General features: G+C 61.9%; 15 protein-coding genes and 1 pseudogene. 8 read left to right on the top strand and 8 right to left on the bottom strand.

All coding sequences use genetic code 11. The annotated features are described in order from the left end of the window. Window positions 1–38 precede the first annotated feature (38 nt). Window positions 39–1,190, top strand: coding sequence for an MFS transporter (locus UF78_RS19040; protein WP_045163790.1), 1,152 nt, complete (start codon window positions 39–41; stop codon window positions 1,188–1,190). A 10-nt stretch (window positions 1,191–1,200) separates the two neighbouring features. Here the strand turns inward: UF78_RS19040 and UF78_RS19035 are convergent, their stop codons facing one another. Continuing rightward, window positions 1,201–1,923, bottom strand: a complete 723-nt coding sequence (locus UF78_RS19035) for a TorF family putative porin (RefSeq protein WP_045163789.1) — start codon at window positions 1,921–1,923, stop codon at window positions 1,201–1,203. A gap of 307 nt (window positions 1,924–2,230) precedes the next feature. Here UF78_RS19035 and UF78_RS19030 point away from each other — a divergent pair, with 307 nt between their 5' ends. Continuing rightward, a complete protein-coding gene (locus UF78_RS19030; protein WP_045163788.1) occupies window positions 2,231–2,497 on the top strand; it encodes a DksA/TraR family C4-type zinc finger protein in 267 nt (88 codons plus the stop codon). Window positions 2,498–2,588: 91 nt separating this feature from the next. Further along, window positions 2,589–3,035 (top strand): hemerythrin domain-containing protein, encoded by a 447-nt coding sequence (locus UF78_RS19025; RefSeq protein WP_045163787.1) that lies wholly within the window; start codon window positions 2,589–2,591, stop codon window positions 3,033–3,035. Between the two features lie 108 nt (window positions 3,036–3,143). On the opposite strand, the pseudogene UF78_RS19020 reads toward UF78_RS19025, so the two are convergent. From UF78_RS19020 to UF78_RS18990, 7 genes and pseudogenes are all read right to left on the bottom strand, one after another. Beyond that, window positions 3,144–3,737: pseudogene (locus UF78_RS19020) on the bottom strand (GAF domain-containing protein); the annotation flags it as partial. A 102-nt stretch (window positions 3,738–3,839) separates the two neighbouring features. Beyond that, window positions 3,840–5,312, bottom strand: a complete 1,473-nt coding sequence (locus UF78_RS19015) for an NCS1 family nucleobase:cation symporter-1 (RefSeq protein ID WP_045163786.1) — start codon at window positions 5,310–5,312, stop codon at window positions 3,840–3,842. Between the two features lie 420 nt (window positions 5,313–5,732). Beyond that, window positions 5,733–7,433 (bottom strand): urease subunit alpha, encoded by a 1,701-nt coding sequence (ureC, locus tag UF78_RS19010; RefSeq protein WP_045163785.1) that lies wholly within the window; start codon window positions 7,431–7,433, stop codon window positions 5,733–5,735. A gap of 115 nt (window positions 7,434–7,548) precedes the next feature. Then, a complete protein-coding gene (locus tag UF78_RS19005; protein ID WP_045163784.1) occupies window positions 7,549–7,854 on the bottom strand; it encodes an urease subunit beta in 306 nt (101 codons plus the stop codon). Next, complete coding sequence (locus UF78_RS19000) at window positions 7,851–8,360, bottom strand: GNAT family N-acetyltransferase (RefSeq protein WP_045164356.1); 510 nt, start codon at window positions 8,358–8,360, stop codon at window positions 7,851–7,853. Before UF78_RS19000 ends, UF78_RS19005 begins: the two co-directional genes overlap by 4 nt. 64 nt (window positions 8,361–8,424) lie before the next feature. Then, window positions 8,425–8,727, bottom strand: a complete 303-nt coding sequence (gene ureA, locus UF78_RS18995; RefSeq protein WP_045163783.1) for an urease subunit gamma — start codon at window positions 8,725–8,727, stop codon at window positions 8,425–8,427. A gap of 138 nt (window positions 8,728–8,865) precedes the next feature. Next, on the bottom strand, window positions 8,866–9,699 hold the full coding sequence (locus tag UF78_RS18990) for an urease accessory protein UreD (RefSeq protein WP_045163782.1): 834 nt from the start codon (window positions 9,697–9,699) through the stop codon (window positions 8,866–8,868). 483 nt (window positions 9,700–10,182) lie between these two features. Between UF78_RS18990 and UF78_RS18985 the strand changes: the two genes are divergently transcribed. Genes UF78_RS18985 through UF78_RS18965 form a run of 5 tightly spaced genes read left to right on the top strand, consistent with a single transcriptional unit; the run spans window position 10,183 to window position 14,701 of the window. Continuing rightward, window positions 10,183–11,046 carry a branched-chain amino acid ABC transporter permease gene (locus tag UF78_RS18985; RefSeq protein WP_045164355.1) on the top strand — a complete coding sequence of 288 codons (864 nt, stop codon included), beginning with the start codon at window positions 10,183–10,185 and terminating at the stop codon, window positions 11,044–11,046. Next, window positions 11,046–12,074, top strand: a complete 1,029-nt coding sequence (locus UF78_RS18980; protein ID WP_045163781.1) for a branched-chain amino acid ABC transporter permease — start codon at window positions 11,046–11,048, stop codon at window positions 12,072–12,074. Before UF78_RS18985 ends, UF78_RS18980 begins: the two co-directional genes overlap by 1 nt. Further along, window positions 12,067–12,834: an ABC transporter ATP-binding protein gene (locus tag UF78_RS18975; RefSeq protein WP_045163780.1), complete on the top strand. Its 768-nt coding sequence runs from the start codon at window positions 12,067–12,069 to the stop codon at window positions 12,832–12,834. Before UF78_RS18980 ends, UF78_RS18975 begins: the two co-directional genes overlap by 8 nt. Beyond that, on the top strand, window positions 12,821–13,528 hold the full coding sequence (locus UF78_RS18970; RefSeq protein ID WP_045163779.1) for an ABC transporter ATP-binding protein: 708 nt from the start codon (window positions 12,821–12,823) through the stop codon (window positions 13,526–13,528). The genes UF78_RS18975 and UF78_RS18970 overlap by 14 nt, the downstream gene beginning before the upstream one ends. A 24-nt stretch (window positions 13,529–13,552) precedes the next feature. Continuing rightward, window positions 13,553–14,701: an ABC transporter substrate-binding protein gene (locus UF78_RS18965; RefSeq protein WP_045163778.1), complete on the top strand. Its 1,149-nt coding sequence runs from the start codon at window positions 13,553–13,555 to the stop codon at window positions 14,699–14,701. The last annotated feature ends 123 nt before the right edge of the window (window positions 14,702–14,824 follow it).

The following is a 14,824-nucleotide window of genomic DNA, read 5'->3' as shown; positions in this document are numbered from 1 at the left end:
ACCTGCCGCGCCGTCGTCATCCGCGCTCTGGAGATCCGATGAGTCCACGCTTGCTGACCTTCATGGTGGCCTTTGCCGCATTCCTCGGTCCTTTTACCCAGACGGTCTATGCGCCGATCCTGCCCGAGTTGGGTGAGGCGCTGGCTACCACGCCGCTGCTGATCAACCTCAGCATCTCGATCTTCACCTTCGTGCTGGCGTTCATGCAGATCGTTTACGGCCCGCTGGTGGATCGCAGCGGTCGTCGACGCATTCTGCTGATGGGCCTGGTGATCTACGTCGGTGCGTCTCTGGGATGCTTTCTGGCCCGCAATATCGAGCTGCTGTTGGTGTTTCGTGCGCTGCAGGCGGTGGGTATCGCCGCTGGCGCAGTGGTCGCGGTCACGGTCATCGGCGATCGTTTCGAGGGCGCGGAGCGCGGCCGGGCGATGGGCTCGTTCCAGATGATGGTGGCGCTAGGGCCGGTGGTCGGTCCGGTGGTGGGCGGCTTCATCGGCGAGCACCTGGATTTCCACTACGTATTTCTGCTGCTGGCGGCGGTGGGCGCCCTCGTCTTGCTGGCTAACGCACTCTGGTTGCAGGAGACGCGTCCTGCCGGAAGCATGCCGAGAGCCTTCCATCCGGTCGAATACGTGGATGTACTGCGCAATCGTCAGGGGTTGGCGATCATGCTGCTGAGCTTCGTGCAGTACTACGCCTTCTATAACTATCTGGTGTTCATGCCGCGCGTGCTGGACAGCACCTACGGGCTCAGTGCCAGCGAAAAGGGCCTGGTATTCCTGCCGCTGTCGATTGCGGTGGTGATCGGTAGCTTCGTCGGCGGTCGGTTACTGGGACGCTGGCGGCCACGGCCAACGCTGTTGGTGACGGCCGGGTTGAATGCGCTCAGCGTGTTGCTGTTCCTCGGTGTTGCGCAGTGGTCGCTCGCCTGGCTGGTCGTGGCTGCCAGCGCGTTCGGCCTGTTCCTCGGATTGTCGCTGCCGGTGCAGACCAGCTTGCTGATGGATCTCTACCCGCACAACCGTGCCACTGCCGTGGGCAGTTACAACTTTTTTCGCTTCATGGGGATGGCTACCGGGCCGGTGCTGGGATCCTGGCTGTATCGGGACGGGAATTTGGAGCTACTCTACGGCTTCGCGACGGCGGCGTTCCTACTGGCCGTGCTGCACGCGCGGATGCGGTTTCGCTAGTGGCGTCAGTTCAGAACAAAAGACGCTGCGCCCTGAACATGAAGAAGCTCTCGCAATGGGCGTTCTGCCCGGAATAGACGCCGCACTCTCGCCCGCTCAGGTTGGAGTCGGTATAGGAGAGGTCCAGGTTCACGCCGAGCAGCGGGCGGGACAGATTCAGCGACCAGTCGTTGAATACCCGCACACTGCCGCCAGTGTAGTGCCGCGGGTTGTCCAGCGAGTGGCTCGCGTACTTCAGGCGCACCCCGAAATCCAATGGTCGAAACGAGTCAAATTCCAGAAACAGCGTACTGTCGGTACGCCCTGGAGCGCTGCGCAGGGCGCCACCTAGGCGGTTACCGGCCAGATTGATGCCGCCGTAGTACTCATGGCGGTCGCGGTTTTCCAGTTCGGGAAAGCTGTAGCGGATCACCCCCAGCTCGAAACCTAAGGCGTTGTCGAGCGGCTGCTGGGCGTAACCTATGTAGGTGTCCAACTCCAGGGGGTTGCCCTCAAGGATGCCCATGCTGGGTGCCCACTGCCCCACGTACATGCCATTGGCGTGGGTCAGATCCAAGCCTCCGCGGAAAGTGCTTCCGACGGTCGGGCTGACGAGCCCCTGGGCCATGCTGCGAGTGGGCGCCATGCCGAGCTTGAGATCGAATTGTCCGACTTCGCGTTCGACGACCTGCGGTTGACTGGCGCATCCGCTAAGGCCGAGCATCAAGGCCGTCGCGATGAATTTTTTGTTCATACACCGATTCACGGGTGGATTAGTCATACAAGCCGCCCGCTGGCGACCGCAAAGGGCAAGGCCGATACAGAGCGGCTGAAGACTGTTTAATGGCCACTCTTGCCTGATCAATCGTCGGGAAGAGTAGTCGATGCGGACGTAGTGCAATCCCCGTTCGTCGTTTTGACGCCAAGCGAACGACGGGCGGTGCCGATTCATTGGCGACCCATAATGGTGCCGGGGATTTGACTAGTTGAACGGCCGCGGCACTCGCCGTTCGAATGTTGAAATAGCCAATGACTGTTTTTCAGACAGGCGGGAGGTTTTTATGGCCACGGGGTGGGCAAACGAAGGCGCAGTGCAGGAACAGATCGACAGCACCATCGAGGACGCGGTGCAGCGAGCGCGCAGCCGATTGGGGCGAGGCGAAAGCCTGACGCACTGCGAGGAGTGCGATGCGGAGATTCCCGAGGCAAGGCGTCAGGCCGTTCCGGGCGTGCGCCTGTGCGTAAAGTGCCAGACCGAACAGGACAAGCAGGAAGCCAAATTCAGCGGCTACAACCGCAGGGGCAGCAAGGACAGCCAGCTACGCTGAGGCGATAAATCGCACGCCCGGATCGCACTCGACGCGCGCGCATGGGTCACACATCGCGTCCCCCCACCCTTCCATGGAAGAGGAATGCCCCATGATGATTTTCGAAGCGCTGCGCCTGAGCCATGACATCCAGCGCGACCTGTCCGAACGCCTGACGCAGACAAGTGGCGATTCCGCCGAACGCCAGGAGCTGTTCGCCCAGCTCAAGCATGAACTCTGGGTACATTCGGTGGCCGAAGAGCGTCACTTCTATATTCCGCTGATGCGCGATGACAGCGGCGTCGACCTGTCCCGTCATGCCATCGCCGAGCATCATGAAATGGACGAAATGGTCGAGGCCCTGGAGGAGACGGATCCCAGCAGCCCTAGCTGGCTCGCTCAGGCCCGCAAGCTGTCGGACAAGGTTCACCATCACCTGCAGGAAGAGGAGCACAAATTCTTCCAGATGGCCGGCAAGCTGCTCAGCGAACAGCAGAAGAACCAGCTAGCCGGTGCATACCTTGGCGCCTACGACATGATGAAGGCCGAGCACGCCTAAGACGTGAGCGTCCCGGTCGGCATGCTGAAAGTAAAGGTGGTGCCGGCCTCGGCGGTAGACGAGACCTGCATCCTGCCTCCGTGCTACACGGCAATCTCATTGGCGATATAGCCGCGCGCCGGACATGATCGACGAGAGGGGATTGCGCAGGTCGTGGCCGAGCAAGGCAATGAACTGCTCGCGCAGCTCGGCCGTCTGCTGTGCATCGAGCAGTGCTGCCTCGGTCGCCTCGAAACGTTCCTCGGCTTCGAGCTGAATGGCCAGCAGCTTGGCGAACGACTCCATCATGGCCAGGATCGACCCTTCCGACAGATTGGCGGGCAGCGGATCGAGCGCACAAACAGTGCCGAAGAAGCTGCCGTCGGTACGAAACACCGGGGCCGAGATGTAGCTTTCGAAACCATACATCTTTGGGGTGTGGTGATTGCAGTAGCGTTCGTCCTCGCTCACCTTGCTGATGATGATGGTTTGGTGGGACGCGTGAATTTCGTGGCAGAGGGTCGTCGTTACGTCCAGTTCGCCACCGACCTGCAGGCCGAAGTTGATCCGGTCGAGCACCGCACAGGCCGTCCAGGAGTCCGCGGTGACACGCGCTACGGCGGCGAAACGTAATCCGGTGGTCTCGGAGATGACCTGAAGAATGGCGGGTACTGCGCTGATGCGGCTGATAGCCGAAATATCGTCGCTAACCGATCGGTTCATGCGGGTGTCAAGGCTGCGCGTGGTGATGGCCCGGCACTCTATCACGGGCCGTTCGTCGCGCTGAATCGAGCCGACAGTCAGCCGGCCCGATCCAAGGGGGCATCAGGCTTGCGTCGTCAAAGGAGGCTGCGCATTTGCCGGAACGATCTGCTTGCGCATCAGCAGGTAATGCACCACGGCACCGAACAGCGCGCCGAGCAGCCAGGCGAAGCCCGACAGGCTTTCCAGCCCAGGCGTCCAGACGGAGGCGACCGAGAACACCGAGCTGATCCCGAACGCGATGATCGCCTTGCGGTTCCAGCCGGCGTTGAAATAGTAGGCTGAGCCCGGTGCGGCGCAGAACAGCTGTTGCACATCCAGCCGCTGCCGGCGGACCAGGTAGTAGTCGGCCACGATGATGCCGTACAGCGGTGCCAGCACGGCGCCCAGTGTGTCGACGAAGGCGGCGATGCCGACTGCGCTGATGAACGACACCCACAGCGCACCGATGAAGAAAGCGATGGCCGCGGTGATGTAGCCGCCGGTGCGTGCACTGATATGCGCTGGAGCCAGATTGGCGATGTCATAGGCCGGCGGGATGAAGTTGGCGACCAGATTGATGCCCACCGTGGCGGCGAAGAAGGTGATTGCAGCAATCAGGGTCAGGCCGACGTTGTCGATGCGCGAAACGATATCGGTGGGGTTGGTCAGGGTTTCGCCAAACACCACCACGGTGCCGGCGGTGATCACCAGGGCGATCAGCGAAAAGATCGCCAGGCTGACCGGCAGGCCGAGGAAGTTGCCGATGCGCATCTGCCGCTCATTTTTCACGAAACGGGCGAAATCGCCGTAGTTGATCACCACCGCGGCGAAGTAGGCGACCATGGTGCCGACCACGGCGGCAAACGCGGCGACGGGCCCGCCGGCATAGCTGCCGGTGCCGCTGAATATGCTGCCCAGCGCGCCGGCCAGGCTTGGCCCGGCCTGGTAACAGATGGCGATCATCATCGCGATCATCACCAGATAGACCAGCGGCCCGGCCCAGTTGAGGAAGCGCGTCACCCAGTCCACGCCACGCACGAACAACGCGACCTGAAAGACGCAAACGATCACATAAGCGACCCAGTCGACTGCGGTCAGGCCCAGCAGGGTAGTTTCCGAGCCGGGGCCCGCCAAGGTACGAATCAGCAAGGCGACCGCGGTCGAGGCGAAATAGGTCTGCACGCCGTACCAAAAGATCGCCACGATGCCGCGCACGACCGCTGGAAAATTCGCACCGCGCACGCCCATGCTGGCGCGAGCCATGACCGGGAATGGGATGCCGTATTTGACGCTGGGTTTACCTGTCAGCTGCACCAGGCCCATGACGATAAAGCCGGCCAGTACGATTCCGGCAAGCACCGCCCAGCCGTTCAGACCGTAACTGATGAACAGGGTGGCGGCCAGGGTGTAGCCGAACAAGCTCTGAATATCGTTAGACCAGACGTTGAAGACCTCGAACCAGCCCCACTTGCGTTTGGCTGGGGCGAGCGGGGCGAGGTCGGCGTTATACAGGCTGGGATCGATCTGCTTGATCTGAAAGTCGTCGTGGTTCATCTCTGGGCGCTCTGTGCAAGACTGTTAATGGTTTTTGTATGCAGTTCTTGTTCCGCGTATGGCAGAGTCCGCGAAGTCAGGCCTTGTGGCATTCGTCAGATACGCCGAGACCTGAGCAAAGCCTAGAAGATGAAATCCAAACTCGCTTCGACTTTGTATACATAAATAATCATTTTGTTATGCAATTTCGCGAGAGGCCGTCTAGGACGATGCTTATAAAGGGCTCGCCTGCAATCAACCACCGCAAAAAAGTTTCCCGCCCGGATCATTTGTGGGCTTTTTTTTGACCCGCACTTGCCTCAATCCCTTCAAGCGTCCGTTTATGCACTCTGGGCGTGCACACAGGCTGGTGCGCGCACAAAAAAGGGTGGCCAGGCCGCCCCTGTGAAAAACGCAATGGGATCTGAACGGCGATCGCTGTCAGAACAAGAAATAGCGCTGCGCCATCGGCAGCACCTCGGCCGGCTCGCACCAGAGCAACTGGCCGTCGGCCCTGACCTGATAGTTCTGCGGGTCGACCTGGATATCCGGTGTGTAGTCGTTATGGATCAGGTCCTTCTTCTGCACCGAGCGGCAGCCTTTCACCACCCCGATCTTCTTTTTCAGCCCCAGCTGCTCGGGCACACCGGCCTCGAACGCGGCCTGGCTGATGAAGGTGAAACTCGAGGCATGCAGCGAGCCGCCAAAGCTCGCGAACATCGGCCGGTAGTGCACCGGTTGCGGTGTCGGGATCGAGGCATTGGCGTCGCCCATCAGGCTGGCCGCGATGGCGCCGCCCTTGAGGATCAGCGTCGGCTTCACTCCGAAGAACGCCGGACGCCAGAGCACCAGATCCGCCCATTTGCCCACTTCGATCGAGCCCACCTCATGGCTGACGCCGTGGGTGATGGCCGGGTTGATAGTGTATTTGGCGATGTAGCGCTTGGCGCGGAAGTTGTCGTTGCCCGCGCCATCGCCGGGCAGGGCGCCGCGCTGCTTCTTCATCTTGTCGGCGGTCTGCCAGGTGCGGGTGATCACCTCGCCGACGCGGCCCATGGCCTGGCTGTCGGAGCTGATCATGGAGAAGGCACCGAGGTCATGCAGGATGTCCTCAGCGGCGATGGTTTCGCGACGAATACGGCTTTCGGCGAAGGCCACGTCCTCGGCGATGCTCGGGTCCAGGTGATGGCAGACCATGAGCATGTCCAGGTGCTCATCGATGGTATTGCGCGTGAACGGCCGCGTCGGGTTGGTCGAGCTCGGCAGGACGTTGGGGAAGCCGCAGGCCTTGATGATGTCCGGGGCATGACCACCACCGGCGCCCTCGGTGTGGTAGGTGTGGATGGTGCGGCCCTTGAAGGCCCCCAGGGTGGTCTCAACGAAGCCGGACTCATTGAGGGTGTCGGTGTGGATCGCCACCTGCACGTCGTACTGGTCCGCCACGCTGAGGCAGTTGTCGATGGCCGCAGGCGTGGTCCCCCAGTCTTCGTGCAGCTTGAGGCCGATGGCCCCGGCCTTGACCTGCTCGATTAAGGGCTCGGCCAGCGAGGCGTTACCCTTGCCCGTGAAGCCGATGTTCATCGGGAAGGCGTCAGCCGCCTTGAGCATCATCGCCATGTGCCATGGGCCAGGTGTGACGGTGGTGGCGTTGGTGCCGGTGGCTGGCCCGGTGCCACCGCCGATCATTGTGGTGACGCCGCTCATCAGCGCTTCTTCGATCTGCTGCGGGCAGATGAAATGAATGTGCGAGTCGATGCCGCCGGCAGTGAGGATCATGCCCTCGCCAGCGATGACTTCGGTAGCGGCGCCGATGGCGATGGTCACATCTGGCTGGATATCCGGATTGCCAGCCTTGCCGATGGCCGCGATGCGGCCGTCCTTGAGGCCCACATCTGCTTTGACGATGCCCCAGTGGTCCATGATCAGCGCATTGGTAATCAGCGTATCGACCACGTCCTCGGCGCACAGCTGACTCTGGCCCATGCCATCGCGGATCACCTTGCCGCCGCCGAACTTCACTTCCTCGCCGTAGGTAGTGAGGTCCCTTTCGACCTCGATCCACAGGTCGGTGTCGGCCAGGCGCACCTTGTCGCCGACAGTGGGGCCGAACATGTCGGCATAGGCTTGGCGGGAAATCTTCATCGGTATCGTCTCGCGTAGGGTGGATGACCGAAGTCATCCACCGATCCTGGTCACGGTGGAAAAGCCTGCGGCGTTTTCCACCCTACGAAGCTTGCTTGTCGCTTGCGGCTGCGTTCTAGAGCGCGCCCATCACCCGCCCGGCAAAACCGAACACCCGACGGTCACCGGCCAGCTCGACCAGCTCCACCTCGCGGCTCTGTCCGGGCTCGAAGCGCACCGCGGTACCGGCCGGGATGTTCAGGCGCATGCCGCGCGCGGCGGCACGGTCGAAGGCCAGAGCATCGTTGGTTTCGAAGAAGTGATAGTGCGAGCCGACCTGGATCGGCCGGTCGCCGCTGTTGGCCACGTTCAGGGTCAGCGTGCGGCGGCCGGCGTTGAGCTCGATGTCGCCATCCTGGATTTGGTATTCGCCGGGAATCATGGGTTGGACGTCCTGTTGAGGGTCAGTTGCATCATGGTCAGGTCCAGCCAGCGGCCGAACTTGCAGCCCACCTGGCGCATCTGCCCGACATGAATGAAGCCGAGCTGCTGATGCATATGGATCGATGCACGGTTCTCGCTCTCGATGAAGGCGATCATCACGTGCTTCTCCAGCTGGCGAGCGCGTTGGATCAGCGCCTGCATCAGGCTGCGGCCGATGCCGCTGCCGCGATGGTCGGGGCTGACGTAGACCGAGTTCTCCACGGTATGGCGATAGCCGTCGTGAGGGCGCCAGGGGCCGAAGGAGGCATAGCCGGCTACCTGTCCCTGATCGTCTATCGCCACCAGAACGGGGTAATTCTGCGCGTGGCGTTCGGCCAGCCAGGCACGGCGGTTGTCGAGATCGACCGGCTGGTCGTTCCAGATCGCCGTGCTGTTCTGCACCGCGTCGTTGTAAATCTGCAGGATGCCGTCGAGGTCTGCATCCAGGGCGTCACGTATCTGCACGGTGAAATCCTTCAAGCGGTTCGGGGTCATCACGGCATGGCCGCAACAGACATTGACCTCTCTTTCAGGGGATTGGTTGATGCACGGTGACCAGCTTGGTGCCGTCGGGGAAAGTCGCTTCCACCTGAATCTCCGGGATCATTTCCGGCACGCCCTCCATGACCTGGCCGCGACTGAGCAGCGTCGTGCCGAAATGCATCAGCTCGGCCACCGTCTGGCCGTCGCGGGCGCCTTCGAGCAGCGCGGCCGAGATGTAGGCCATGGCTTCCGGGTAGTTGAGTTTCACCCCACGTGCCAGGCGCCGCTCGGCGACCAGGCCGGCGGTGAAAATCAGTAGCTTGTCTTTTTCTCTTGGCGACAAATCCATAATGGCTCCAGTCGTAGGGTGGATGTCGCTTTCACATCCACCGGCTCGTGGCGACAAACCACGCAGCGAATTTCGGGGCGGCCATGCACCTGCTGGCCGGCGTAGGGTGGGTAACGGCGGAGCCTTACCCACCGTTGTTCATGTACTCCAGATCCTCGGTGGCATTGCCTCGCGCCCCAGCAGTGCTGGACGCAACAGGCGCCACAGGTCAATCAGCCAGGCACGGGCATGCAGGGCTTCGCTGGCCAGACAACGGCCAATGACCAGGCCCGGCAACTGTGTCAGGTCGCCCCGAACCCGGCTCGAAAGTTCGCGGCAGCGTTCCATCAGCTCGGCGTCGATCTCGCCGGTCACGATCAGGGTGGCGAAAACCGGGTTGCCATCGAGGCCGATCGGCGAGTCGAGCAGGCCGTCGTCACCGGTCACACGTTGGCGTTCGTGCCAGAGCCATTCGCCGTCGCGGGTGATATTCAGCTGTGCCTGGAAATGACCTGCGTCGAAACGCTCGCCGCTGGCCGGTCGACCCAACGCGACGATGTCCCAATAGAGCAGCCGGGCGTCGCCTTGCAATTCGATCGACATCTCCAGCTCGGCCTGCGCCGCGGAATAAACGATGGTTTCCTGTGGCAACCATTCAAGTGTGGCGCCAGGTTCGACCCGCAGCTGCAGGTTTTGAAAAGCAGGGCCAGCGGCGCGATACCATTTGGCTGCGCCGGGGCTGGTCAACTGCGCCCAGGCACCGGGGCCCACCGTGGCGCTGATGTCCAGTCGGTCGCCACCCGCAATCCCGCCCGGCGGGTGCACGATGATGTGTTGGCAGACTTCTGGCCCTTCTGGATAGAGGTGCTTCTGCACCCTCAGCGGTCCGCTGTGCCGTCGAAGCACCGGGCGCGTCACGTGATCGAAGCGGGCATAGCCCAGCTCGAGTTCGGCATTCCAGTGTGGCGTGAACAGAGGTGTCAGTGCGGTCATGGGCCGTGCGAAGTCAGGAGTCTTGCTCCAGTCGGAGCAATAGTCGTGCCTCTCGCGCCACAGCGGTGCGCTGCCTGGGCGCACGAGCCTGTGACGGTATAAATGAACCAGGCGATTGGTCTGGCCGTTGGCTTTCGATGCCCTTCAATGGTGCGCATGAAGGATTCGGAGGTGCGAATGATCCAGTTTGGTGCGTCCTGAGTAGGCTCGCTGCGGTGTGTTCGGTTTGATCCAACCACCGAACAGCCGAGGCCTAATCGGATCGACTGGCCGGTCACTGAAACAGATTGTTGCGAGCATCACGCTGCTTTATGGGGCTTCATCTCTTCCGGGCCGCTGGTTTGACGAGGGTGCAAGCGAGTGCCAATGTCAGTCAGGCGACGAGTTCCGATGTGCCGGCGGCTGGCGAAGTTCGACCGGCTTGTTTGCGATCAGCACTCGCTCGGTGGCACACATAACAACAAGATCCACGGAGGCGCTGCATTGAATCTATTGTTTCAGCAAGTGCTCAACGGCCTGACCCTGGGCAGCATCTATGGTCTGGTCGCTCTCGGCCTGACGCTCGTCTACGGCATCCTGCACATTCCCAACTTCGCCCATGGCGCGCTGTATATGGTCGGTGCGTTCGCTTCCTACTTCTTCATGACAGACATTGGCTTGCATTACTGGATCGCCATGGTGCTGTCCGGAGTCGTGGTGGCGGCGCTGGCGGTGCTGTCCGAGCGGCTGGTCTTCCACCCGCTGCGCAATGCGCCGCCGATCCATGACAAGATCGCGGCGATCGGCATCCTGCTGTTTCTCGAAGCGGTGGTGCAGATGCTCTGGGGCTCAGACTTCCGTCGCATGGCTTCGCCCTACGGTGGCATTCTCAACTTCGACGGGCTGATCATTCCCGAGCAGCGCCTCTTGATCATTGTCGGCGCCTTTACCCTGATGCTGGCGCTGCACCTGTTCTTGCGCAAGACAATGCTCGGCTCGACGATCATCGCCATGGCCCAGAGTCGTGAAGGCGCCTTCCTGGTCGGCATCGACGCCAACCGTGTGGCCATGCTGACCTTCGCTATCTCCGGCATGCTCGCCGCCTTCGCCGCCACCCTGTATGCGCCGATCAACCTGGTGTATCCAGCGATGGGGCATCTGGTGATCATGAAAGCCTTCGTGATCATCGTACTCGGCGGCATGGGCAGCATCCCGGGCGCCATTCTAGGCGCGATGATTCTCGGTTTCGCCGAAAGCTTCGGAGGCTTCTACCTGTCCTCGGACTATAAGGACATCATCGCCTTCTCGCTGCTGGTGGTGATCCTGTCGTTGTGCCCAACCGGGCTGTTCGCCAAGGGGGCTCACTGATGCATCGTTTCGCCTCTTTGCTGACCGGTCGCGGCTGCAAGCTGTTTCTGCTGGCCTTGGCCCTAGCGTTCCCCCTGTTCGCCAAGAGCGAATACCAGGTCTACGTGATGGCCAGCGCCTTCATCTGGGCCATCGCGGTCTACGGCCTGAACATCATCACCGGTTACTGCGGCCAGCTGAACCTGGCCCACGGCGGCTTTTTTGCCATCGGCGCCTATACCTTGGCGATTCTTACTGCTGATCATGGCTGGAATTTCTGGCCGGCCTTCGTGGCGGCGGCGCTGGTTTCGGCGGCCATCGGTGCGCTGGTCGGCATTGTCTCGCTGCGTCTGAAGGAGCACTTCTTCGCCATCTTCACGCTCTGCGTCGGCTTCATCATCTATCTGTTGATCGATAAGTGGGAGGAGCTGACGCACGGCGCCATCGGCATTCGCGGCATCGCGGCGCCGGATGGATTCGGGCTAGTCGATTTCAGCCAGACGGTGCCGTTCTACTACCTGGCGCTGCTGTTCCTGGTTCTGGCGATCTGGTTCGCCGGGCGCTTGGCGTCCTCGCTGCTGGGGCGCACCTTCATGGCGATCCGCAACGGTGACGCGCTGGCCCAGTCGCTGGGCATCGACCTGATGCGCAACAAGCTGCTGGCATTCGTCCTGTCGACCACTTACGCCGGCATCGCCGGCGGGCTTTACGCCTCGATGATTCGCTTCATCGGCCCGGAGGAAGCCAACCCCAACCATACCTTCGACATGATCACCTACCTGCTGGTGGGCGGTTTCGGCACGCTGTTCGGGCCGCTGGCCGGCACTGTGGGGATCGTCTGGATCACCCAGTCGCTGCAGTTCCTCGAGGACTATCGGATGATCATCTTCGGCCCGCTGATCGTGGTGCTGGTGATCTTCATGCCGCGCGGGCTGATCGGCACCTTCCTTGGCTGGAAGCTGCGCAAAGACACCGAAGTGGCGCGGGCGCAGGATCCACGAGCCGGTAACAAAGTCACCCCAGGCAGCGAGGTGAACACCAATGCTTAAGGTCGAAAACCTGACCAAGATGTTCGGCGGCCTCGCGGCGGTACATGACGTCAGCGTCGAGTTCGAGGCGCGCAAGATCAACGCCATCATCGGCCCCAACGGCGCCGGCAAGAGCACCTTCTTCAACCTGATATCCGGTGTGCACAAGCCCAGTTCCGGCCGCATCCTCATCGACGGTCACGACGTGTCGCGGATGCGCTGCGATCGTGTGGCCCGGCTAGGCGTCGGGCGTACCTTCCAGACCACGCACCTATTCGAGCAGGCCACCGTGCTGGACAACCTGATTGTCGGCCACCGTTTACGTACCCGATCCGGCCTGTGGGACGTGCTGATCAATTCCAAGCGTCTGCAGCAGGAGGAACGCGAGTGCCGCGAGAAGGCCCGCGCCGCGCTGGACTTCGTCGGGCTCGCACACTTGGAGAACCGCGTGGTGTTGGATATCTCCCAAGAGGAACGCAAGCGCGTGGCCTTTGCCCTGGCGTTGGCCACCGAACCGAAACTGGTGCTGCTCGACGAGCCGGCGGCGGGCGTCAATCCGGAGGAGACCGAAGGCCTGGCGCAGTTGATCCGCAAGATGCCCGAGCACGGTCTGACCGTGTGCCTGATCGAGCACAAGATGGACATGATCATGGGGCTGGCGGACAAGATCATGGTGCTCAACTACGGCGAGAAGATCGCCGAGGGCACACCCGCCGAGATCAAGGCGAACCCGGCTGTGATCGAAGCCTACCTGGGGAGCGACTACGATGCTGCAGCTTGATCGGGTCGATGTCTGCTACGGCAGTTTCAAGGCGCTCACGCAGGTTTCCATGACGGTTGGCGCCGGCGAACTGGTGGTGCTGCTCGGGGCCAACGGTGCGGGCAAGACCACCTTGTTCAACACCATCAGCGGGCTGCTCAAGCCAACAGCTGGCAGCATCACGCTGGAGGGCAAGCGCATCGACGGGCTCAAGCCTTCAGCATTGGTCGCCGCCGGTGTGGTGCACTGCCCTGAAGGGCGCAAGCTGTTCCCGCAGATGTCGGTCTCGCAGAACCTTGCGCTCGGTGCGTACCTGCATCGGCGTGATGGCGAGGGCAACAAGCGCAACCTGCAGGAGGTGCTCGAACTGTTTCCCATCCTGCACGACAAACGCAACCAGCCGGCCGGCTCGCTGAGCGGTGGCCAGCAACAGATGGTCGCCATTGGCCGGGCGCTGATGAGTCGACCCCGCCTGCTGATGCTCGACGAGCCCTCGCTCGGGCTTGCGCCGCTGGTGGTCAACCAGATGTTCGAGGTGATTTCGCGCATCAATAAGTCCGGCACTAGCGTTTTGCTGGCCGAGCAGAATGCGTTTGCGGCGCTGAAGATCGCCCACCGCGCCTACGTCATCGAGGGCGGCAGCCTGGTGATGGAAGGTGACCAGCAGGCCATGCTGGGTAACGAAGCCGTGCGCAAGGCCTATATCGGCGCCTGATCAGTCATGACCAAGGAGACAACAATGAAAACGCTCAAAGCGCTTGGGTTGGCGATTGCCACCCTGACCATGGCCCAGGCTGGCGGCGTGCATGCCGAACAGACTCTGACCATCGGTTTCACCGGCCCGCTCAGCGGCGGCGCTGCGCTCTACGGCGAGAACACACTGTCCGGCCTGCGCATGGCGGTCGATGATGCCAACGAGGCCGGCGGCCTGAAGATCGGCGACGAAACCTATAAGGTCAATCTCATCAGCCTGGATGACAAATACTCGCCGAGCCAGGCCGCCACCAACGCCAAGCGTTTGGTGAAGGAATCCAACGCCGCCGCCGTGTTCGTTCCGCATACCGGTGGGGTGTTCGCGCTGCAGGACTTCAACGTCGCCGACGATTTCCTAATCATGGCCTACACCAGCGTGCCTTCGGTCACCCAGCAGGGCAATCCGCTGACTGTGCGCGTTCCGCCGGAATTCACCGGCTATGTCGATGCGTTCTCCGACTACGCCCTCAAGCACTACGGCAAGAAACTCGGCATCGCGGGCGCTACCCACGAGTACGCCAAGATCTGGACTGACATGATGACCAAGGCCTGGGAGCAGAAGGGCGGCGAGATCGTTGCCAGCAACCCCATGGACTACAACAAGTCGACCGATTTCTACACCGGTATCAGCCGGGTAATCGCCTCGAACCCGGACGTGATGTTCGTCGGTGGCGCTTCCGAGCCCACCGGCCTAGTCATGCAACAGGCGCGTCAGCTGGGCTTCCAGGGCGGCTTTATCGTCATGGACCAGGCCAAGCTCGACGAGATCGCGATAGTGACCGGCGGCTTGGAACTGCTGGACGGCTCCGTGGGTGTCGTGCCGCTTTCCGAGTACGACAGCGAGGTGGCCAAGGTCTTCATCGATCGCTATCAGAAGGCGCACGGCAAAGTGCCGGGCTCGGAGGCTGCCTACAACTATCTGGCCTTCCATGCGCTGGCCAAGGCCATGGAACTGGCGGGTAGCACCGAGCCGCAACAGGTACGGGCAAAGATGGGCGAGGCGCTGACGACCATGGATCCGAAGTACAACCTCTACTCGGTTCAAGGCATGACCGAAAACGGCGGCTTCATCACGCCGACCACCATGGCCGTGGTGGAGGGCGGCAAGATCGTCCGCAAGGAGATCGGAGAGTGATGCCTCGCTAATGCGTTCCAGGCGTGGCCCTTCGCCTTGCCTGGGAAGGGCACTGATGCGGTCGGTTTTGCCGCCGCGTCTGGCACCAGGCTGCCGACACCGAGGTGCCTGCTTTCATTCGTG

The organism is Stutzerimonas stutzeri, from assembly GCF_000952685.1.
In the GTDB taxonomy this organism is placed as follows: Bacteria; Pseudomonadota; Gammaproteobacteria; order Pseudomonadales; family Pseudomonadaceae; genus Stutzerimonas; species Stutzerimonas stutzeri_E.
This window is presented reverse-complemented; position numbering and strand designations above follow the sequence as displayed.

Coding starts and splice junctions, on each gene's coding strand:
- UF78_RS19040 (WP_045163790.1), top strand. CDS start 39: ATGAGTCCACGCTTGCTGACCTTCATGGTGGCCTTTGCCGCATTCCTC.
- UF78_RS19035 (WP_045163789.1), bottom strand. CDS start 1,923: ATGAACAAAAAATTCATCGCGACGGCCTTGATGCTCGGCCTTAGCGGA.
- UF78_RS19030 (WP_045163788.1), top strand. CDS start 2,231: ATGGCCACGGGGTGGGCAAACGAAGGCGCAGTGCAGGAACAGATCGAC.
- UF78_RS19025 (WP_045163787.1), top strand. CDS start 2,589: ATGATGATTTTCGAAGCGCTGCGCCTGAGCCATGACATCCAGCGCGAC.
- UF78_RS19015 (WP_045163786.1), bottom strand. CDS start 5,312: ATGAACCACGACGACTTTCAGATCAAGCAGATCGATCCCAGCCTGTAT.
- ureC (WP_045163785.1), bottom strand. CDS start 7,433: ATGAAGATTTCCCGCCAAGCCTATGCCGACATGTTCGGCCCCACTGTC.
- UF78_RS19005 (WP_045163784.1), bottom strand. CDS start 7,854: ATGATTCCCGGCGAATACCAAATCCAGGATGGCGACATCGAGCTCAAC.
- ureA (WP_045163783.1), bottom strand. CDS start 8,727: ATGGATTTGTCGCCAAGAGAAAAAGACAAGCTACTGATTTTCACCGCC.
- UF78_RS18990 (WP_045163782.1), bottom strand. CDS start 9,699: ATGACCGCACTGACACCTCTGTTCACGCCACACTGGAATGCCGAACTC.
- UF78_RS18980 (WP_045163781.1), top strand. CDS start 11,046: ATGCATCGTTTCGCCTCTTTGCTGACCGGTCGCGGCTGCAAGCTGTTT.
- UF78_RS18975 (WP_045163780.1), top strand. CDS start 12,067: ATGCTTAAGGTCGAAAACCTGACCAAGATGTTCGGCGGCCTCGCGGCG.
- UF78_RS18970 (WP_045163779.1), top strand. CDS start 12,821: ATGCTGCAGCTTGATCGGGTCGATGTCTGCTACGGCAGTTTCAAGGCG.
- UF78_RS18965 (WP_045163778.1), top strand. CDS start 13,553: ATGAAAACGCTCAAAGCGCTTGGGTTGGCGATTGCCACCCTGACCATG.